The following is an 18,754-nucleotide window of genomic DNA, read 5'->3' on the forward strand; positions in this document are numbered from 1 at the left end:
GTATATTCGTGATGATTTTTAATGATAAATTTATATTTGTAAAAATTAAATAATGTAGATGAAAGATATTAGAGAAATTATTGAAGCAGCTTGGGACAACCGTGATTTGTTAAAAGAAGAAAAAACAATTGCAACCATTCGCAACGTTGTTGATTTATTAGACAAAGGTGCGTTAAGAGTTGCAGAACCGGCTGTGTCGGGTTGGAAAGTGAACGAATGGGTAAAAAAAGCGGTTGTTTTGTATTTTCCAATTCAGAAAATGGAAACCTTAGAAGCTGGAATTTTTGAATATCATGACAAAATACCTTTAAAGAAAAATTTTGCTGAAAGAGGTATCCGAGTGGTACCCAATGCAGTTGCTAGACATGGCGCTTTTATTGCACCGGGCACAATATTAATGCCAAGTTACGTTAATATAGGAGCCTATGTTGATGAAGGAACCATGGTAGATACTTGGGCAACCGTCGGATCTTGTGCACAGATTGGTAAAAATGTTCATTTATCGGGAGGTGTAGGAATTGGTGGCGTTTTAGAACCTTTGCAAGCTGCACCTGTCATTATAGAAGATGGTGCTTTTATTGGTTCACGATGCATCGTTGTCGAAGGTGTGCATGTGGAAAAAGAAGCCGTTTTAGGGGCCAATGTTGTTCTTACCATGAGTACCAAGATTATTGATGTAACGGGAGACACTCCTATAGAAATGAAAGGACGTGTTCCTGCAAGATCTGTGGTGATTCCTGGAAGTTATACGAAGAAGTTTGCAGCAGGGGAGTACAATGTACCTTGTGCATTGATTATTGGAAAAAGAAAAGAAAGTACTAATAAAAAAACCTCATTAAATGATGCCTTGCGAGAATATGATGTGGCTGTTTAATTGAAAAAAACACAATGAAAAAGATTACGGCAATCATTCCGACACTCAATGAAGAAATTCATATTTACGAAGCGATTCGTTCTGTTCGTTTTGCCGATGAAATTATTGTTATTGATTCTTTTAGTTCAGATCAAACGCTAGAAATTGCTCAAAAACACAATGTAAAAATCATCAAGCGAAAGTTTGATGATTTTTCTTCTCAAAAAAACTTTGCCATTGATCAAGCGCAGCACGACTGGATTTATGTCTTAGATGCTGATGAAAGAGTGACTCCAGAAGTTGAAAAAGAAATCTATGAAGCTGTTCAAAATCCAGGAAGTATGTTGGGTTTTATGTTCGTAGGACATTTTATTTTGCAGGAAAAAAATTAAACTATTCTGGATGTCAAAGAGATAAAGTGATTCGCTTATTTTTGAAGGAGTATTGCAGATACAATGGGAGTCTCGTGCATGAAACTATTCAGGCGAACGGAAAAATAGGTTACTTTAAACACAGGATTGATCATTTTTCCTACAAAAATTATGATCATTATATGTCTAAAATGAATCATTATGGAGGTTTAAGAGGAAAACAACTTTTTGAAAAAGGAATGAACGTAAATGTCTTTCATTTTTTGATCAAACCTACTGCAAGATTTCTAATTCATTACTTTTTAAGACTAGGGTTCTTAGATGGAATTCTGGATTTATATTTGCTAAAGCTCAGGCTTATGGAGTATATGTAAGATATGTAAAATTGTGGTTATTGAATAATGGAATTCAAGACCATTAATTTTTTTGGTAGAATGAATAATTGGCAATCAGCCTATATGCTTTGTAAGTTAGCAACGAAAATACTTGCCAAAAAGGACGAATAATTTCACGTATTATTTTTTTCCATAGAATCATTTTATTTTGTTGAATCGTACTCCCCCCAATTTTCTTATCAATACTTGTAACATATTGCTTGTTTGTCGATAGCAGCTTAACTTTGTGCTTGTGTACATCTTGTTTCATCACATCAATAGGAGCATAATAGCTGCTCAAATTCAGAGATAATTTTTTGGCTGCGTTTCTTCCGATAATTTGACCAATCATTAACACAGGTGGGATTATAAAAGTGGTAAGAAGTTCCTTTTTTTCGAAGCTTAAAAACCCCTTTTTGCCAGAGATATCAATAAAATCATTTATAGTAACTTGTGATAAAAGTTGTTCTAGATCGGTAAAAAAATCTTCATGTATTTGTGCATCATCTTCAAGAATAATCGAAAATTCTTCAGGTTGTTCAGACAGTGTTTTCCAAAGTTTAAAATGCGTCAAACAAATTCCGATTTCTCCATCATTTGGAAATGGGAAGTGTGCTAAAATAGTATGTTTTCTTTTTTCTTTTCGTAAGATACTTTTATCCAATTCTTTCCCGTAGATCGCAGGTATTCTTGTGAGAGGAATGTTTAATTTCTGAAATTGTTCCTCCATAAAACGTCTTCGTTCGACGCTTTTTTCTAAATTGATGTAATATACTTTGTATCTACTCATAGTCGGATCCAATTTTCGCAAGCAATTTCATTTTCGGTATTTACAAACCACTTTTTTGGGGAAATTACCGTTTTCTGTTTGTTGTTGTTCAGCCATGCTCCCCACCAAGAAAAACTACTATTTGCAGTGATATTGTTTTTGCAAAGACTCATTAGATATAGATCTTCATGCGGTATTGTTGTATGATCTATAAAAGTAGCATTTTCTATTTTTAGGTTTTCTTTTGTCCACGAAATGTCGTCAGAAAATACAAAAAAATGAGTTTCTTGATGTTTTTCAAGTAAAATGCTGATCGCTTCTTTATAATAGTCTAAACCACAAGTACCATGAACTGTATTTGTTTTTTTATTAGAAATATAATCTCCTCTTCGTATGTGTAAGGAACAGCTGCTTGTTTCTGATTCAATGGTTGTTCTATACATTTTTGTGGTTTCAGAAAGTTCTTTTTGGATGACAAATTCCTCAAGTAATCTTTCTCGGATGCCTAAAAAATATTTTTCGGATTGAAAGTAGCCTTTTACAAATTCATTCCCAGAAAGATGCAATAAGCTTTTGTCAAACAAAAGACTATTTTCTTTTCGGTTTTTTTTGAGTTGAATGTTCCCTAAAAAACTAGTAATAGGACTTGCAGCCTCCAAACCAATCTTAAAATGATCTAATTGATAGCCACCATGTAATTTATAGGTTTTGATTTTTGAAAGACCTAATGTTACTTCATAGCCTTTTTGTTGTAGGGCTCTTGCATAAGCATATTGAAACATTTGATTACCCAAACCACCAAGAATTCTAACAACAATCATTTTAGGTTTAATTTATAAGAATATCCTATTTTTGCAACAGCAGTAAAAATACAAATTTATTGTTATAAAGATTGAATTTTAAAAAATTGAAAACACAAAAACAACCTAGAATCTCTCTTGTTAAAGAATGTTTAGAGTTAGGAGGCACAATTTTATATCCAACAGATACTGTATGGGGAATAGGTTGTGATGCTACAAATTTTAAAGCGGTATCAAAAGTTTTTGAATTAAAAAAGAGAGCAGAAACTAAAAGTTTGATTGTGTTGGTAAGTTCGATTCATATGTTGAAAAAGTACGTTTCAGTTCCGAAAAGAGTCCTTCAAATATTAAAAGAAACCACTCAACCAACTACTATCATCTACCAAAATCCGAAAGGATTTGCAAAAAATGCAATTGCAACAGATGGTACGATAGCGGTACGAATAGTTCAAGATGCATTTTGTAGAAAACTAATTAAACGCTTTCAAAAACCAATCATCTCTACTTCTGCTAATCTAAGTGGTGCTGATACTCCAAAATCATTTCAAGAAATTAGCCTACCAATTTTGGAAGGTGTTGATTATATAGTAAATTTGCAGTCCAACAATGCGCATACAAAACCATCGACAATTTTGAAAGTGGATGGAAATGATATTTTGGTTTTAAGAGCCTAGGTTTTTACCATCAATTCACGATTTAAATTTTACTCCCCACAGGAGTTCAAACCCAGTAAGGGCTTTTAAAAATAATATGAACTACAAAGAGGCAATTTCGTTAGAGATTTTTAAAGTAATTTCCAATGCATCACAAGAATTATCCATCGATAGTTATGTGATTGGCGGGTTTGTCCGTGATTTTTTTCTCAAAAGAGGAGCTACAAAAGATATCGATATTGTTGCAATAGGAAGTGGGATTGATTTGGCTGAAAAAGTGGCCAGTCTTTTGCCTCACAAGCCCAAAGTTCAAGTTTTTAAAACCTATGGAACTGCCATGTTGCGCTATAAAGATGTTGAAATTGAATTTGTTGGCGCACGGAAAGAATCCTATACTGAGGATAGTAGAAACCCAGAAGTTTCGGCTGGAACGCTTCAAGACGATCAGAATAGAAGAGATTTTACAATGAATGCGTTGGCATTGAGTTTGAACGCCTCTAATTTTGGAGATTTGTTAGATCCGTTTCAAGGAATTGAAGATCTTGAAAATAAGTGCATTAAAACCCCCTTAAATCCAGATATTACTTATTCTGATGATCCTTTGCGAATGATGCGTGCCATCCGATTTGCAACACAATTGCATTTTAATATCGAGGAAACTTCTTTAAACGCTATTCATAAAAATTCGAAGAGATTAGAAATCATCACCCGAGAGCGTATCATTGACGAATTGAACAAAATCATCTCCTCTCCAGTTCCTTCCGTTGGGTTCTTATTGTTAGAGCAAACAGGCTTATTGCATCAAATTTTACCAGAACTGGTAGCTTTAAAAGGGGTAGAGGAGATTGAAGGACAAAAGCACAAAGATAATTTTTATCATACTTTAGAAGTGGTTGATAATATTTCTGAAAACACCCAAGATGTTTGGTTGCGTTGGGCTGCTTTATTGCATGATATTGGAAAAGCACCCACTAAAAAATTTAGTAAAAAAGTTGGGTGGACTTTTCATGCTCATGAATTTGTAGGCTCAAAAATGGTTTATAAATTGTTTAAGCGCTTAAAAATGCCTTTAAACTCTAAGGTGAAGTTTGTCCAGAAAATGGTTTTATTAAGCTCTAGGCCGATCGTTTTGGCAACCGAAGTTACAGATGCAGCAGTAAGGCGCTTGGTTTTTGATGCGGGAGACGACATCCATTCTCTGATGACGCTTTGTGAGGCAGATATTACAACCAAAAACCCAAAAAAATTCAAGAGATATCATCACAATTTTGAAGTAGTTCGAACCAAGATCAAAGAAGTAGAAGAACGCGATCGAGTTCGTAATTTTCAACCTCCAGTTTCTGGAGAGGAAATTATGAAAGTATTTAATTTACAACCTTGTAGAGAAATTGGCCAAATTAAAGAAGCCATTAAAGAAGCCATTTTAGATGGAAAAATCCCAAACGAATACCAAGCTTGTTTTGAGTTTATGCTTGAAAAGGGCAAGAATTTAGGGTTTGTTGTTGAATAGAATCTCTTTTGCAAGCTTCCGCTAATTGGGTGAAGTTTCGATTTTAACTCAAACTTTGCATAGTGACTAACTTATAATATTCACCTTTTTGAGCTAGTAATTCATCGTGTTTTCCTTGTTCTACAATTTTTCCTTTTTTGAGAACAACTATTTTATCTGCTTTTTGGATGGTCGATAAACGGTGGGCAATCACTAAAGAGGTTCTGTTTTGCATCATTTGCTCCAAAGCAATTTGCACCAATTGCTCCGATTCGGTATCAAGAGCAGAAGTTGCTTCATCTAAAATCATGATTGGAGGATTCTTCAAAACAGCTCTTGCGATCGACAAGCGTTGTTTTTGACCTCCCGAAAGGGTGTTTCCGCTATCCCCAATATTAGTGTCAAATTTTTGAGGTAGTTGTTGAATGAATTCGTTGGCATTGGCAATTTCTGAAGCTTCTAAGACGTCTTGATTTGTGGCATTTTGATCTCCTAGTTTAATGTTGTTTGCAATACTGTCGTTGAATAATATTGATTCTTGTGACACTATACCCATTAAGTCTCGTAAGGATTTTTTTGTCACGTCTTTGATGTTGTGACCATCAATTAAAATTGCTCCTTTGTGAACATCGTAAAAACGTGTAATTAAGTTGGCGAGTGTTGATTTTCCACTCCCAGACTGCCCAACCAGAGCAACCATTTCCCCTTTTTTAATGGTCAGTGAGAAATCTTTTAAAACTTCGGTTTTTTTGTATTTGAAAGAAATATTTTGAAATTCAATTTCAGAGTTAAAGCTAGTAATGAGAGTCGCATTTTCTTTTTCTTGAATATCGTTTTTAGTATTCAATACTTCTATAATTCGCTCTGCGGAGGCTTCACCTTTCTGGATATTATAATAAGCGGTTGTAATTAATTTAATAGGATTTAAAACGGTATAAAATAGCACGATGTACCCAAAAAATTCATCAGGTTGTAAACTACTAGTGTTGGATAAAACTTCTGATCCTCCATACCATAAAATAGCAATAATAGTAGCAGAGCCCAAAAATTCACTCATTGGAGAGGCTAAGGTTTGTCGATGAAAAACACTGGTCATTAAATTTTTAAACTCTTTTGTAGAAGCATTGAATTTAGATTCAATAACGTTTTCAGCATTGAAGCCTTTTATAATTCGTAAGCCTGTTAGAGTTTCTTCAATAAAGGATAGAAAATTTCCCGTTTCTTTTTGTGCTTTTTCAGATTTTGCTTTTAATTTTTTACTAATGGATGAAATGATAAAACCAGAAACAGGGAGTAAAACAAATACAAATAAGGTCAGTTTTACACTCATAAAAAGCATGATTCCAATTGCGATTATCACTGTTAGTGGTTCTCGAACAATGGTTTCGATAGATGTAAGAATCGATACCTCGACTTCTTGTACATCTGCTGTCATTCGTGCTATAAGATCTCCTTTTCTTTTTTCTGAAAAATACGCAATGGGTAAAGTAACGATTTGATGGTACAATTCATTTCGTAAATCTCTTACAATTCCAGTTCTTAAAAAAGTTATGACAAAGGATGCCAAATAGCGAAATAAGTTTTTTAAAAAAAATAGGGACAAGGCCAACAAACAAATAAATAACAGGGTTTTGATAGTTCCCTGAGTTTCAATTTTATCAGAAATAAAATGATAAAAGGAATCTTTAAAATAGGTTCCTATTTTTGTAATTCCTTCATAGGTAGGTTTTTGGGTCACTTTATTTTCAGTGCCAAATAAAATCCCTAAAACAGGAATAAAAGCCAAAACAGAGAGCACATTGAAAAAGGCATATAAAATATTAAACACAACGTTGAATACCGTATACTTTCGATATCGCTTTTCGTATTTTAAGATGTCTTTAAAATAGCTCATTAATTGAGTTTCATTTCTTTGATAATTCTTTGAATTTTAGCATCCAAAGCGACTTCTGTTTTTTCAGCATTTGCTGTTGTGTCTAAAGGAGTGTTTACACTAATATAAAATTTTATTTTAGGTTCTGTTCCACTGGGTCTTGCTGCAATTCTTGTTCCATTTTCTGTTTGATAAATCAATACATTCGATTTTGGCAAGTCAATATTTGTTTCTTTTCCAGTTATCAGATTTTTTTCTATGGAAGAATTATAATCCGAAAGTGTTATGATTCTTTCTCCATCAATCATTGTCAATGGATTGTTTCGCATCTCACTTAATATTTGTTGAATTTGAGCAGCACCATCCATTCCTTTTTTGACAATAGAAATTAAATGCTCTTTGTAGCAATTGTTTGCTACATAAATTTCCAATAATTCTTGATAAAATGAACTGTTGTTTTGTTTTGCATAAGCTGCAACTTCGCAAGCCAAAAGGGTAGCGGTTACTGCATCTTTGTCTCTTACAAAATCGCCTACCATATATCCAAAACTTTCTTCACCACCGCCAATAAAGTCCATCGTTTTGAAATCTTGAATCATTTTGGCAATCCATTTAAAACCAGTCAACCCAATTTTAGTTTCGACACCGTAATTGCTAGCAATTTTATTAACCAATTCAGTGGAAACAATAGTGGAGCCAATAAATTGGTTTCCATTAATTTTTCCTTCTTCTTTCCATTTCTTTAATAAGAACTGAGTCATGACTACCATGGTTTGATTTCCATTCATCAATTTCATGTTTCCTTGAAGATCCCTAACAGCAACCCCCAATCGATCACAATCGGGATCTGTACCAATCACGATATCTGCCCCAATTTTATTGGCCAAATCTGTTGCCATTTTTAAAGCTTCAGGTTCTTCAGGATTTGGTGACTTTACCGTTGGGAAATTTCCATCCGGTTTTCTTTGTTCTTCAACGATATGTACATCCGTATACCCTGCTTTTTCCAAAGCATCTGGAATTGAAACAATCGAGGTTCCATGCAACGAGGTAAATACAATTTTCAAGTTCTTTCGGTCAATAGTTTCTGAGAGACTTCCGTTTTTTACAGCACCATCAATAAATGCAGCATCGACTTCTGCTCCAATTTCTTCGATAAGTGCATCATTTCCAGTAAAGTTGATGTCAGAAAAATGAAGGCTATTGACAGTTTTGATAATTCCGTTGTCATGTGGAGGTACGATTTGACCACCATCTGACCAATATACTTTGTATCCGTTGTATTCTGGTGGGTTGTGAGAGGCTGTTAATACGATTCCTGCATCACAGTCTAAATAACGAACAGCAAAAGAGAGCTCTGGTGTTGATCGTAAATCTTCAAACAAAAAAACTTTGATATTGTTTGCCGTAAAAACATCGGCTACAATTTTGGCAAATTTCTTGCTGTTGTGTCTGCAATCGTAGGCAATTACTACTTTTAGTTCTTCTTTTTGAATGTTCTGAATAAGGTAATTAGAAAGGCCTTGAGTAGCTCTTCCTAATGTGTATTTGTTAATTCTGTTGGTCCCAGCACCCATAACACCTCTCATTCCTCCGGTTCCAAATTCTGTGTCTTTATAGAACCTGTCTTCCAATTCAGGAGAGTTGGTGTCAATCAGTTGCTGAATTTCTTTTTGTGTTTCGGTATCAAAAGTTGAAGAAAGCCACTGCTTCGCTTTGTCTAAAATATCACTCATTTTAATAATTTAAGCTGCAAATATAAGTATTAGAAATTGAGTTTTTCTTTTATTGAGTAGTGTTTTACGTTGTCCTTAGATTTAATTATCAATTCACCAATAAAACCTGCTAAAAACAATAATGTTCCTAAAATCATTGATGTCAAGGCGATAAAAAACCAAGGATTTTCAGTTACCAAAATAGTAGGATATCCGTGGTAGAGTTTATACAATTTGACTGCTCCAATATATAGTGCGGAAGTGGTACCAAAGAAAAACATAAAAGTTCCCCAAAGGCCAAAAAAGTGCATGGGTCTTTTTCCGAATTTTGATAAAAATGAAATCGTGATTAAATCGAGAAATCCATTGATAAAACGATCGATTCCGAATTTGGTAACGCCATATTTTCTGGCTTGATGACTTACAATTTTTTCACCAATTTTTGTAAACCCTTCATTTTTAGCTAAAACAGGAATGTATCGGTGCATTTCTCCACGGACTTGTACTGTTTTGATAACTTCTTTTTTGTAAGCTTTTAATCCACAATTAAAGTCGTGTAGTTTTAGTCCCGAAGTTTTTCTGGCAGCTGCGTTGAATAATTTTGAAGGAATGTTTTTTGTAATGATATTGTCATAGCGTTTCTTTTTCCATCCCGAAATAAGGTCAAAATTTTCTTTAATGATCAGATCATACAATTCTGGAATCTCATCGGGATTGTCTTGTAGGTCTGCATCCATAGTGATTACCACAGCACCTTGTGCCAATTCAAAACCTGCATCCAAAGCTTGAGATTTTCCGTAATTTTTTTGAAAACGGATTCCTTTTACGGCAGAATTAACTTGAGACAGTTTTTGAATCACTCCCCATGAAGTATCCTCACTACCATCATCTATAAAAATGATTTCATATGCATATTGATTGGATTGCATGACTTTTGCAATCCAATCGTGTAATTCTTGTAAAGATTCATCTTCGTTTAAAAGAGGTATAACTACCGATATATCCATATTATGTTGTTACTGGATTGATATTGTAAACTTACAAAGTTTGTCGTTTACATTCGGTAATTTAATAACTTTCTTCTTCTTTCTTTTTCTTTAAGATCAATGCGAGCAATAATCCTACTATGGAAGAGATTGCCAAAGTTGAGAAGTATCCTTTTATTTGCGCTGTTATTGAGAAGTTATCTTGTGCTTTTATTTTTTCAATTGCTTCATCGATCTGTTCCATTGGAACATTGAAATTCTCCATGGTTTCCGTCGTTTTTATTATTGTCAATTCTTTTACGGTTTCCTGAAGTTCAGGATCTACAACGATAAAAATTAAGATGGTCAGCAAGGTTGAAAGTAAAAGTGCCAAAGCGTTTGAAATAAAGAAAACAGTAAAACCTTCTTTAAAAGTCATATACCCTTGCTGTTCTTTTTTCAAACTTCCAATGACCCAAAATCCGTTTACAAAAAAACCAATCAATAGCAATACAATAAACCAGTAGTTTGTAAAAAAGTTAATGTCAACTACATAAGCGTATAGTGTAAGAGAAATTAAAAAAAGTCCATAAATAATTCCAAAATTTATTCCTTTTGCTTTGATAAGTGGATTCATAGTTTTTAAATTTAAGTGGTTACAAATATATTGAATTCCTTTTTGTCGTTTTTAAAAAACAATCAAAAACAATTGATTAGTAGTCAAACTATTAGAAATGTTACAAAAATTTTGACATTTTTTTAACGGTATAAATAAAAATAGATTGTAAATTTGCCTAGCAAGTCCTACACAACTAGCTCCCTTTGAATCCTCCAGGGCGGGAACGCAGCAAAGGTATTAGGTTGTAGCAGTGTGATGTAGATAGCTTGCCATTTTTTATGCCCTAAAGTTTCCTGTCTAAAGTGTTGATTTCTTTCATCTTTATAAGAACACTTCAGCTATTTTTTTTCATATTTGTACTTGAATCAGAAGTTACAATCCATCTTTTTCTGAATTCGTTAAGGTTTTTATTTTTTTAATTCAATCTAAAAGATATTCATGTCCAAAGTCGTCATCGTTACTGGAGCATCCTCAGGAATTGGGAAGGCAATCGCGACTCTTCTAAATGCTGAAGGATGTAAGGTGTATGGTACTAGCCGAAATCCAAGTACTTTGACCTCTTCTCCTTTTGAAATGATTGCTTTAGATGTACTTGACACTGAAACCATTGAACATACGATTCGTTTTATTCTGGACAAAGAGGGTAGAATCGATGTATTGGTGAACAATGCAGGAATGGGAATTACAGGATCTTTAGAAGAGACTCCTAATTTTGAAATGCGAAGAGCTTTTGATACCAATTTTTTTGGAGCAATCGATATGATGAAGGCTGTTTTACCTCAAATGCGAGCACAAAAGTCAGGCACGATAATTAATATTACTTCGATTGCAGGTTATATGGGCTTACCATTTCGAGGGGTGTATTGTGCCACAAAAGCAGCATTGGAAATCATTACTGAAGCAATCAGGATGGAGATAAAAAGCTTTGGGATTGATGTCGTAAATATAGCTCCCGGAGACGTTGCAACCAATATTGTTGCGGGTAGGTATCACACTCCAGTCTTTGAGGACTCAGCATACAAAGAAGTGTATGAAGCAAATTTAGACTTGATAAATGCAGATGTAACTACAGGAATAGATCCCTCTCGAATAGCTAAAAAAGTTCACCAAATTATTCATAAAAAAAATCCTAAAATCCATTATAAAGTTGGAGGATTCATGGAGAAATTTTCGATCGTTTTAAAAAGGATTTTACCCGATTACCTCTTTGAAAAATTGCTAAGGAACCATTACAAAATATAAAAAGGGGAATTGTTTATAAATGATAGAAAATACTTTTTATTCCGTTCAGTAAATAAAGGGCTTCTTAGTATCTTTGTTTCATTATGAATAAAAAAGTCACCACTAAATAGATACAAATGAAATTTTTTATTGACACAGCAAATTTAGATCAGATACAAGAAGCACAGGCTCTTGGTATTTTAGATGGAGTAACTACGAACCCGTCTTTGATGGCTAAAGAAGGAATTACAGGACAAGCCAACATCATCAATCATTACAAAGCAATTTGTGAGTTGGTAGAGGGCGATGTTTCTGCTGAAGTGATCGCTACAGATTTTGATGGAATGGTCAAGGAAGGAGAAGCCTTGGCTGCTTTAAACCCGCAGATTGTGGTAAAATTACCAATGATTAAAGACGGAATCAAAGCGTGTAAGTATTTTTCTTCTAAAGGAATTAAAACAAATGTTACTTTGGTGTTTTCTGTAGGTCAAGCCTTATTGGCAGCAAAAGCCGGTGCTACCTATGTTTCTCCATTTATAGGCCGTTTGGATGATATTTCTACAGATGGTTTGAATCTAATTTCTGAAATTCGTTTGATCTATGACAACTACGGATTTGAAACGCAAATTTTAGCAGCTTCTGTGCGTCATACTATGCACATCATCGATTGTGCAAAGTTAGGTTCGGATGTAATGACAGGACCTTTAAGCGCGATAGAAGGCTTATTGAATCATCCTTTAACTGATATTGGTTTGGCTAAATTTTTAGCGGATTATAAAAAAGGAAACTAGTAAATAGGTATTTGGTTGAAAAGCAAAGGTTTTTATAGTAGCCACTGTTCAAACTTTTTCTTTTCAACTTTTTACTTTTGAACATCAGCAATGTATCCCAAAAAAGAATTAGCACAAATGGTGATAGCCGCCTGTATTCAATTTAATATTGATACAGTAGTGATTTCTCCAGGTTCACGTAGTGCCCCACTAACAGTCGGTTTTACCAATCATAAAGATTTTAAAACCATTAGTCTTGTAGATGAGCGTAGTGCTGCTTTTTTTGCGCTAGGAATTGCCCAGCAAACCCAAAAACCAGTTGCTATTTTATGTACTTCTGGGTCGGCTTTACTCAATTATTATCCTGCTATAGCTGAAGCTTTTTACAGTTCAATTCCCTTAGTAGTTCTCTCAGCAGATCGACCTAAACATTTGATTGATATCGGTGATGGACAAACAATTCGTCAGGAAAATGTGTTCGAGAATCACATTTTGTTTGCTGCCAACTTAATTGAGGGAGAAACGTTTAACATTCAAAATGCACAATTCTTAGTCGATGCATTACAGACAGCAACAAGTCAACTAGGCCCTGTGCATATCAATGTACCTTTTGATGAGCCCCTGTATGAAACGGTAAGTACTTTTAACGAATTTCATTTTCCTATTGCGACTTCAAAGTCTTCCATAGCTGGTTTTTCGGAATTATCAATTTCTACTGAACTTGCAGGTATTTGGAATACTGCCAAAAAGAAACTCATCCTAGTAGGAGTACATTTTCCTGAAGCAGAAATCAACTCACTAATGCATTTTTATGCGGATGATCCGTCGGTATTAATTATGACCGAGACGACTTCTAATTTACATCATGCAAATGTAGTGGAATCTATAGATCAATTGATTTTTTCGTTAGATGAAAAGGAATTCAAAGAATTACAGCCAGAAGTTTTGATCACTTTTGGAGGAATGATTGTTTCCAAGAAAATCAAACAATTTTTACGCACTTATCCACCCAAACATCATTGGAGCATTGATGTACAAAAAGCCACAAATACATTTTTTTGTTTGACAGAATTTCTTCAGATTTCTCCAATTGCTTTTTTTACTGCCTTCAATCAGGTAGTTCATAAAGGAAATGGAAATTATCAACAACATTGGTTGAAATTTCGAGATCATAAGCGACGCAAACATCAAGAGTATTTGGCAGATATTGAGCATTCAGATTTTAAAGTCTTTCACCAAGTTTTACAGAGTGTTCCTCAGAATTCACAATTGCAAATTAGCAATAGCTCTATGATTCGTTATGCACAGTTATTCTCGATTCCTCAATCGATAGAAGTCTTTTGCAATCGAGGGACAAGTGGAATAGACGGTAGTACCAGTACAGCTATTGGTGCCGCATTTGCGAGTAAGAAACAGACAGTTTTTGTTACAGGAGATCTTAGTTTTTTTTATGATAGCAATGCATTGTGGAATCGTCAAATCCCTATCAATTTCAGATTGATTTTGATCAACAATTCTGGAGGAGGAATTTTTAAAATTATTCCAGGGCCTTCCACAACAAATACGATTGAATATTTTGAAACACCTCATTGTCTCACAGCAAAACATTTGTGTGCAATGCATGGTTTTGAATATCAGGTTGCAGCATCAACAGCCCAAGTAGAAAAAGAATTGAATGGGTTTTATGATTCGTCAGAAAAGCCAAAAATTTTAGAAATTTTTACGCCAAGTGCAAAAAATGATTTAGTTTTAAAAGAATATTTTAAATATATAAAGTAATGGAGTTACAAGAAGGAGATAAAGTGCAGCTCATTATTGAGACAGAAACGGCCCTGGGCTATACGGTTTTAATCAATGAAGAATTTGACGGATTGTTATACCGAAACGAAGTTTTTCAAGAATTGGAAGAAAATATGGAAGTGACCGGCTATATAAAAACCATTAGAGATGACGGTAAAATAGATGTTTCATTACGTCCTCAGGGATTTCGAAATGTGATTGACTCTGATGTAGATAAAATACTCCATAAATTAAAAGAAAGTAGAGAAGGCTTTTTATTATTGACCGATAAAAGTTCGCCAGAATCGATTAAATTCCATTTAAAAATGAGTAAAAAATCGTTTAAGAAAGCCGTTGGAAACTTATACAAGCAAAAACAGATCACGATTAAATCGGATAGAATAGAGTTAATTAAAGCCTAAATTATGATAAAAGCCGATTGGAAAACAGCTAAAGTTTACGAAGACATTACCTATACCAAATCGAATGGAGTAGCAAGAATTGCATTCAACAGACCCGATGTTCGGAATGCTTTTCGTCCCAAAACGACCAAAGAATTGTATGATGCATTTTACGATGCAGGCGAAGATGTCAACATCGGAGTGGTATTGCTTTCTGCTGAAGGACCAAGTGCCAAGGACGGAGTGTATTCTTTTTGCTCTGGGGGCGATCAAAAAGCACGAGGACATCAAGGCTATGTAGGAGATGATGGGTATCACCGATTAAACATATTAGAAGTTCAAAGATTGATTCGTTTTATGCCTAAAGCTGTCATTGCTGTTGTTCCAGGATGGGCGGTAGGAGGCGGACATAGCTTGCATGTGGTGTGCGATTTAACCCTAGCTTCAAAAGAGCATGCAATTTTTAAGCAAACAGATGCAGATGTAACCTCTTTCGATGGAGGCTATGGTTCTGCCTATTTGGCAAAAATGGTCGGACAAAAAAGAGCAAGAGAAATCTTCTTTTTAGGAAGAAACTATTCTGCACAAGAAGCCTATGAGATGGGAATGGTCAATGCGGTAATTCCACATGAAGAACTTGAAGATACGGCTTTTCAGTGGGCACAAGAGATTTTAGAGAAATCTCCAACCTCGATAAAAATGTTGAAATTTGCAATGAATTTAACTGATGACGGAATGGTCGGGCAGCAAGTATTTGCAGGCGAAGCAACTCGTTTGGCATACATGACGGATGAAGCAAAAGAAGGGAGAGATGCTTTTTTAGAAAAAAGAAAGCCTAATTTTCCTAAAAAATGGATTCCATAGGTTCGTTTTTCTAACTCATAATTTCAATTCATTACAATGAAATCACAAATCGTTACTTTTTTAATAAAATGCCCAGATCAAAAAGGATTGGTCGCAAAAATCACGAATTTCTTTTTCGAAAAAGGATTTAACATTATTAGCTGTCAGCAATATGTAAATTCCATAGAAAAAATGTATTTCATGAGAATTCGACTTGATGCAGAGGGAGCTAGTCTTACCAAAAAAGAATTGGAACACAGTTTTTTAGAAATTGCAGTTCCTTTGCAGTTTGATTGGTCTGTTAATTTTGGAGGGGTCAAACAAAAGGTTGCCATTATGGTATCGCACACAAGTCATAATTTATACAATTTGTTAGAGCGTCAAAAAGAAGGGAATTTAGATTGTGAAATTGAAATGGTGATAAGCAACCATAACAAATTAAGACCCATAGCAGAAATGTTTGGGGTTCCCTATCATTATTTACCCATTACCAAAGACACAAAATCTGAGCAAGAAGCTCAAATCATCGCGTTGCTTGATGCTCATGAGATCGACTTGGTCATTATGGCTCGATACATGCAAATTTTATCTTCTGAGTTTATCAATCGATATCCAGAAAAAATTATCAATATTCACCATTCATTTTTACCAGCTTTTCAAGGAGCAGACCCTTATAAAAAAGCTTATGAAAGAGGGGTGAAGCTGATCGGAGCTACCGCACATTATGCAACTGAAGATTTGGATGAAGGACCTATCATTGTGCAAAACGTGGAAACTGTAACCCATGATAGTACTCCAAAAACCCTAAAAAAATTGGTGCAGATATTGAAACCTTAGTCTTGTCGAGAGCTGTTAATTGTCATTTACAAAACCAAATTATTGTTTCAGGAAATAGAGCTATTGTTTTTCCAGAAGCGGGAGAGTAGTTCGAATGCCATGGGACCAACAGGAAATTACGAATTGCGATGTGCATTTGAATCCTTTTTAAATGATTTGTAACACATCATTGATAAATTGAAGAACTATTTTGAAAATAATTTGCATTGGGCGCAACTACGCAAAACACATTGAAGAATTGGCAAATGAAAGACCGGAAAATCCTGTTGTCTTTTTAAAGCCAGATTCTGCGATTCTACCTAAGAAAAATCCCTTTTTTATTCCTCCGTTTTCAAATGATATTCATTATGAAGTTGAGGTTTTGGTCAAAATCAATAAAGTTGGAAAGCATATTTCTGAAAAGTTTGCCCATAAATATTATGATGAAATTGGTTTGGGAATTGATTTCACAGCCAGAGATGTTCAAGAAGAATGCAAAACAAAAGGTTTGCCTTGGGAAAAAGCAAAAGCGTTTGATGGCAGTGCCGTTGTTGGAGAATTTTTTCCGAAAACGCAATTCGATCTTACAGCTTTAAATTTTCAATTAACTTTGAATGAGACATTGGTTCAGGATGGAAATACCAATCAAATGCTTTGGAAAATAGACGAACTGATATCTTATGTGTCCCAATATTTTACGCTGAAAAAAGGAGATATTATTTTCACAGGTACTCCTGCAGGTGTAGGGAAAGTTTCAGAAAACGATGTTTTAGTAGGAATAATCGCAGGGAAGGAAGCTTTTCGAATTCGAGTGAAATAGAAAAGCCTTCTTAATAAAGGTGCCAATTAGTAACCCATACAACATGAAAGCTGAAATTATTACCATAGGAGACGAAATTTTAATTGGTCAAATAGTAGATACCAACTCACAATGGATTGGGACAGAATTGAATAAAATTGGAGTTTCTGTTTACCAAATTTCCTCAATACAAGATGACAAGCAACATATTCTAAATGCCTTACAAGAGGCACAGGAACGAGTTGATATTGTTTTGATTACAGGTGGATTGGGGCCTACTAAAGATGATATCACCAAACACACTATCGCAGCGTATTTTAATGATCATTTGGCCTTAAATGAATCTGTTGTAAACCATATTAAGCAATTGTTTGAAACCTATAACATTCCTTTTGGGGAGTCGAATCGTTTACAAGGAATGCTCCCTACCAAAGCTACTTATTTAAAGAATGAAGTGGGTACAGCATATAGGAATGTGGTTCAATGAAAATAACACTGTTTTTATTTCGATGCTTATGGAGTTCCAAACGAAATGAAACATTTGATGCGAACAAAAGTGCTGCCTAAAATTCGAAAGGAATTTAACTTGCCTTTCATTATTCATAAAACCATTATGACTTATGGACAAGGAGAAAGTATAATTGCAGAACGGATTGCTGATTTTGAAGACAATTTACCTTCTTTTATCAAATTGGCCTATTTGCCAAATTACGGACGTGTTCGATTGCGCTTGACAGCGAAAGGAGATCAAAAAGAGCTTTTAGAGACCACTTTAACGAATTTGATTCAACAATTGTATCAATTGCTACCAGATATCATTTCTGGTGTCGACGAGTCGGGTACGATTGAGAAAAAAGTAGGTGATTTGCTAACCGAGAGAAATCAAACGGTTTGTACCGCAGAAAGTCTCACAGGAGGAAGAATTGCTGCAACTTTGGTGGAAGTTCCAGGTGCTTCAGCTTATTTTAAAGGCAGTTTGGTTGTGTATACCGCTGCGTTAAAGGAAGAACTTCTTGGAATTTCCAAGGAGCTAATTGACAAATATACCGTAGTTAGTAGTGAAGTGGCCATCCAAATGGCAATACAGGCACGATTGAAATTGAAGACAGATTACGCCATTGCAGTTACAGGAAATGCTGGCCCTACAACAGATCACAACGATAAAAGTGTGGGATTGGTATATATATCAATTGCTTCAAAAGACGAAGTTATAGCGCATGAGTTCAACTTTGGGCAACCTAGAGAAAAAGTTTTAAAAAGAACAGTGAATAAAGCCCTTGAATTATTCGCGAAAGAAATTCAAAAAAATTAGCGAAATAGTTTTGTTTGAACTTAAAAAAATATGTAAATTTGCACCTCGTTTAGAGATAATACAATAAAAACGATCCAGAAGAATGTCAAAAGTTTGTGAATTAACAGGAAAAAAAGCGATGGTTGGGAACAATGTTTCTCATGCTTTGAATAGAACCAAAAGAAAATTTAACGCTAATCTTATGACCAAGCGTTTTTATATACCAGAAGAAGATAAGTGGGTAAAACTTAAAATATCTGCCTCTGCGTTAAAAAACATTAATAGAAAAGGTATTTCTGCAGTTATTAAGGACGCGAAAGCGAACGGATTTTTAACGAAGTAATCTTCCCTCA

19 protein-coding genes, 1 other RNA gene and 1 pseudogene are annotated in these 18,754 nt (G+C 34.7%); 15 read left to right on the top strand and 6 right to left on the bottom strand.

All coding sequences use genetic code 11. The features are described from left to right. Window positions 1-58 precede the first annotated feature (58 nt). The 3 genes from RRF69_RS09625 to RRF69_RS09635 all read left to right on the top strand — a co-directional run bounded on the left by RRF69_RS09625 (window position 59) and on the right by RRF69_RS09635 (window position 1,598). Window positions 59-874 (top strand): 2,3,4,5-tetrahydropyridine-2,6-dicarboxylate N-succinyltransferase, encoded by an 816-nt coding sequence (locus tag RRF69_RS09625; RefSeq protein ID WP_316939580.1) that lies wholly within the window; start codon window positions 59-61, stop codon window positions 872-874. A gap of 14 nt (window positions 875-888) precedes the next feature. Further along, window positions 889-1,245, top strand: a complete 357-nt coding sequence (locus RRF69_RS09630; protein WP_316939581.1) for a glycosyltransferase family 2 protein — start codon at window positions 889-891, stop codon at window positions 1,243-1,245. Between the two features lie 161 nt (window positions 1,246-1,406). Continuing rightward, window positions 1,407-1,598, top strand: coding sequence for a hypothetical protein (locus RRF69_RS09635; RefSeq protein ID WP_316939582.1), 192 nt, complete (start codon window positions 1,407-1,409; stop codon window positions 1,596-1,598). Between the two features lie 43 nt (window positions 1,599-1,641). On the opposite strand, the gene RRF69_RS09640 is transcribed toward RRF69_RS09635, so the two are convergent. Together RRF69_RS09640 and RRF69_RS09645 are read right to left on the bottom strand one after the other, a co-directional pair. Next, entirely contained in the window at window positions 1,642-2,388 is a 747-nt protein-coding gene (locus RRF69_RS09640) for a glycosyltransferase family 25 protein (RefSeq protein WP_316939583.1), read from the bottom strand. Next, a complete protein-coding gene (locus tag RRF69_RS09645; protein WP_316939584.1) occupies window positions 2,385-3,188 on the bottom strand; it encodes an alpha-1,2-fucosyltransferase in 804 nt (267 codons plus the stop codon). The genes RRF69_RS09640 and RRF69_RS09645 overlap by 4 nt, the downstream gene beginning before the upstream one ends. Window positions 3,189-3,274: 86 nt before the next feature. Between RRF69_RS09645 and RRF69_RS09650 the strand changes: the two genes are divergently transcribed. Both RRF69_RS09650 and RRF69_RS09655 read left to right on the top strand, forming a co-directional pair. After that, a complete protein-coding gene (locus tag RRF69_RS09650) occupies window positions 3,275-3,841 on the top strand; it encodes an L-threonylcarbamoyladenylate synthase (protein ID WP_316939585.1) in 567 nt (188 codons plus the stop codon). Window positions 3,842-3,917: 76 nt separating this feature from the next. Then, the gene (locus RRF69_RS09655) at window positions 3,918-5,330 is read left to right on the top strand and encodes a CCA tRNA nucleotidyltransferase (RefSeq protein WP_316939586.1); all 1,413 of its coding nucleotides are present in this window, start codon (window positions 3,918-3,920) and stop codon (window positions 5,328-5,330) included. A 43-nt stretch (window positions 5,331-5,373) separates the two neighbouring features. On the opposite strand, the gene RRF69_RS09660 is transcribed toward RRF69_RS09655, so the two are convergent. From RRF69_RS09660 to RRF69_RS09675, 4 genes are all read right to left on the bottom strand, one after another. Further along, on the bottom strand, window positions 5,374-7,203 hold the full coding sequence (locus RRF69_RS09660) for an ABC transporter ATP-binding protein (RefSeq protein ID WP_316939587.1): 1,830 nt from the start codon (window positions 7,201-7,203) through the stop codon (window positions 5,374-5,376). Continuing rightward, a complete protein-coding gene (locus RRF69_RS09665) occupies window positions 7,203-8,918 on the bottom strand; it encodes a phospho-sugar mutase (protein WP_316939588.1) in 1,716 nt (571 codons plus the stop codon). Before RRF69_RS09665 ends, RRF69_RS09660 begins: the two co-directional genes overlap by 1 nt. A 29-nt stretch (window positions 8,919-8,947) precedes the next feature. Further along, a complete protein-coding gene (locus tag RRF69_RS09670; RefSeq protein ID WP_316939589.1) occupies window positions 8,948-9,904 on the bottom strand; it encodes a glycosyltransferase family 2 protein in 957 nt (318 codons plus the stop codon). 61 nt (window positions 9,905-9,965) lie between these two features. Further along, on the bottom strand, window positions 9,966-10,499 hold the full coding sequence (locus RRF69_RS09675; RefSeq protein ID WP_316939590.1) for a DUF4199 domain-containing protein: 534 nt from the start codon (window positions 10,497-10,499) through the stop codon (window positions 9,966-9,968). 158 nt (window positions 10,500-10,657) lie between these two features. Here RRF69_RS09675 and ffs point away from each other — a divergent pair. The 10 genes and pseudogenes from ffs (at window position 10,658) to rpmB (ending at window position 18,744) form a co-directional block, all read left to right on the top strand. Further along, an RNA gene (gene ffs / locus RRF69_RS09680) (signal recognition particle sRNA small type) lies at window positions 10,658-10,756 on the top strand. Between the two features lie 163 nt (window positions 10,757-10,919). Beyond that, window positions 10,920-11,723, top strand: a complete 804-nt coding sequence (locus RRF69_RS09685) for an SDR family oxidoreductase (protein WP_316939591.1) — start codon at window positions 10,920-10,922, stop codon at window positions 11,721-11,723. A gap of 116 nt (window positions 11,724-11,839) precedes the next feature. Continuing rightward, window positions 11,840-12,493 carry a fructose-6-phosphate aldolase gene (gene fsa / locus RRF69_RS09690; protein ID WP_316939592.1) on the top strand — a complete coding sequence of 218 codons (654 nt, stop codon included), beginning with the start codon at window positions 11,840-11,842 and terminating at the stop codon, window positions 12,491-12,493. 90 nt (window positions 12,494-12,583) lie between these two features. Further along, window positions 12,584-14,251, top strand: a complete 1,668-nt coding sequence (menD, locus tag RRF69_RS09695) for a 2-succinyl-5-enolpyruvyl-6-hydroxy-3-cyclohexene-1-carboxylic-acid synthase (RefSeq protein ID WP_316939593.1) — start codon at window positions 12,584-12,586, stop codon at window positions 14,249-14,251. Continuing rightward, window positions 14,251-14,673, top strand: a complete 423-nt coding sequence (locus tag RRF69_RS09700; protein WP_316939594.1) for a DNA-binding protein — start codon at window positions 14,251-14,253, stop codon at window positions 14,671-14,673. Before menD ends, RRF69_RS09700 begins: the two co-directional genes overlap by 1 nt. Before the next feature lie 3 nt (window positions 14,674-14,676). Then, the gene (locus RRF69_RS09705; RefSeq protein ID WP_316939595.1) at window positions 14,677-15,516 is read left to right on the top strand and encodes a 1,4-dihydroxy-2-naphthoyl-CoA synthase; all 840 of its coding nucleotides are present in this window, start codon (window positions 14,677-14,679) and stop codon (window positions 15,514-15,516) included. Window positions 15,517-15,552: 36 nt separating this feature from the next. Further along, a complete protein-coding gene (purU, locus tag RRF69_RS09710) occupies window positions 15,553-16,332 on the top strand; it encodes a formyltetrahydrofolate deformylase (RefSeq protein ID WP_316939596.1) in 780 nt (259 codons plus the stop codon). A gap of 190 nt (window positions 16,333-16,522) precedes the next feature. Then, window positions 16,523-17,131, top strand: coding sequence for a fumarylacetoacetate hydrolase family protein (locus RRF69_RS09715; protein ID WP_316939597.1), 609 nt, complete (start codon window positions 16,523-16,525; stop codon window positions 17,129-17,131). Window positions 17,132-17,174: 43 nt separating this feature from the next. Next, window positions 17,175-18,422: pseudogene (locus RRF69_RS09720) on the top strand (competence/damage-inducible protein A). 82 nt (window positions 18,423-18,504) lie between these two features. Next, entirely contained in the window at window positions 18,505-18,744 is a 240-nt protein-coding gene (gene rpmB / locus RRF69_RS09725; protein ID WP_316939598.1) for a 50S ribosomal protein L28, read from the top strand. The last annotated feature ends 10 nt before the right edge of the window (window positions 18,745-18,754 follow it).

Source organism: Polaribacter sp. HL-MS24, assembly GCF_032758595.1.
In the GTDB taxonomy this organism is placed as follows: domain Bacteria; phylum Bacteroidota; class Bacteroidia; order Flavobacteriales; family Flavobacteriaceae; genus Polaribacter.

Coding starts and splice junctions, on each gene's coding strand:
- RRF69_RS09635 (WP_316939582.1), top strand. CDS start 1,407: ATGTCTAAAATGAATCATTATGGAGGTTTAAGAGGAAAACAACTTTTT.
- RRF69_RS09660 (WP_316939587.1), bottom strand. CDS start 7,203: ATGAGCTATTTTAAAGACATCTTAAAATACGAAAAGCGATATCGAAAG.
- RRF69_RS09645 (WP_316939584.1), bottom strand. CDS start 3,188: ATGATTGTTGTTAGAATTCTTGGTGGTTTGGGTAATCAAATGTTTCAA.
- RRF69_RS09705 (WP_316939595.1), top strand. CDS start 14,677: ATGATAAAAGCCGATTGGAAAACAGCTAAAGTTTACGAAGACATTACC.
- RRF69_RS09670 (WP_316939589.1), bottom strand. CDS start 9,904: ATGGATATATCGGTAGTTATACCTCTTTTAAACGAAGATGAATCTTTA.
- menD (WP_316939593.1), top strand. CDS start 12,584: ATGTATCCCAAAAAAGAATTAGCACAAATGGTGATAGCCGCCTGTATT.
- RRF69_RS09685 (WP_316939591.1), top strand. CDS start 10,920: ATGTCCAAAGTCGTCATCGTTACTGGAGCATCCTCAGGAATTGGGAAG.
- rpmB (WP_316939598.1), top strand. CDS start 18,505: ATGTCAAAAGTTTGTGAATTAACAGGAAAAAAAGCGATGGTTGGGAAC.
- fsa (WP_316939592.1), top strand. CDS start 11,840: ATGAAATTTTTTATTGACACAGCAAATTTAGATCAGATACAAGAAGCA.
- RRF69_RS09655 (WP_316939586.1), top strand. CDS start 3,918: ATGAACTACAAAGAGGCAATTTCGTTAGAGATTTTTAAAGTAATTTCC.
- RRF69_RS09700 (WP_316939594.1), top strand. CDS start 14,251: ATGGAGTTACAAGAAGGAGATAAAGTGCAGCTCATTATTGAGACAGAA.
- RRF69_RS09640 (WP_316939583.1), bottom strand. CDS start 2,388: ATGAGTAGATACAAAGTATATTACATCAATTTAGAAAAAAGCGTCGAA.
- RRF69_RS09665 (WP_316939588.1), bottom strand. CDS start 8,918: ATGAGTGATATTTTAGACAAAGCGAAGCAGTGGCTTTCTTCAACTTTT.
- RRF69_RS09630 (WP_316939581.1), top strand. CDS start 889: ATGAAAAAGATTACGGCAATCATTCCGACACTCAATGAAGAAATTCAT.
- purU (WP_316939596.1), top strand. CDS start 15,553: ATGAAATCACAAATCGTTACTTTTTTAATAAAATGCCCAGATCAAAAA.
- RRF69_RS09625 (WP_316939580.1), top strand. CDS start 59: ATGAAAGATATTAGAGAAATTATTGAAGCAGCTTGGGACAACCGTGAT.
- RRF69_RS09675 (WP_316939590.1), bottom strand. CDS start 10,499: ATGAATCCACTTATCAAAGCAAAAGGAATAAATTTTGGAATTATTTAT.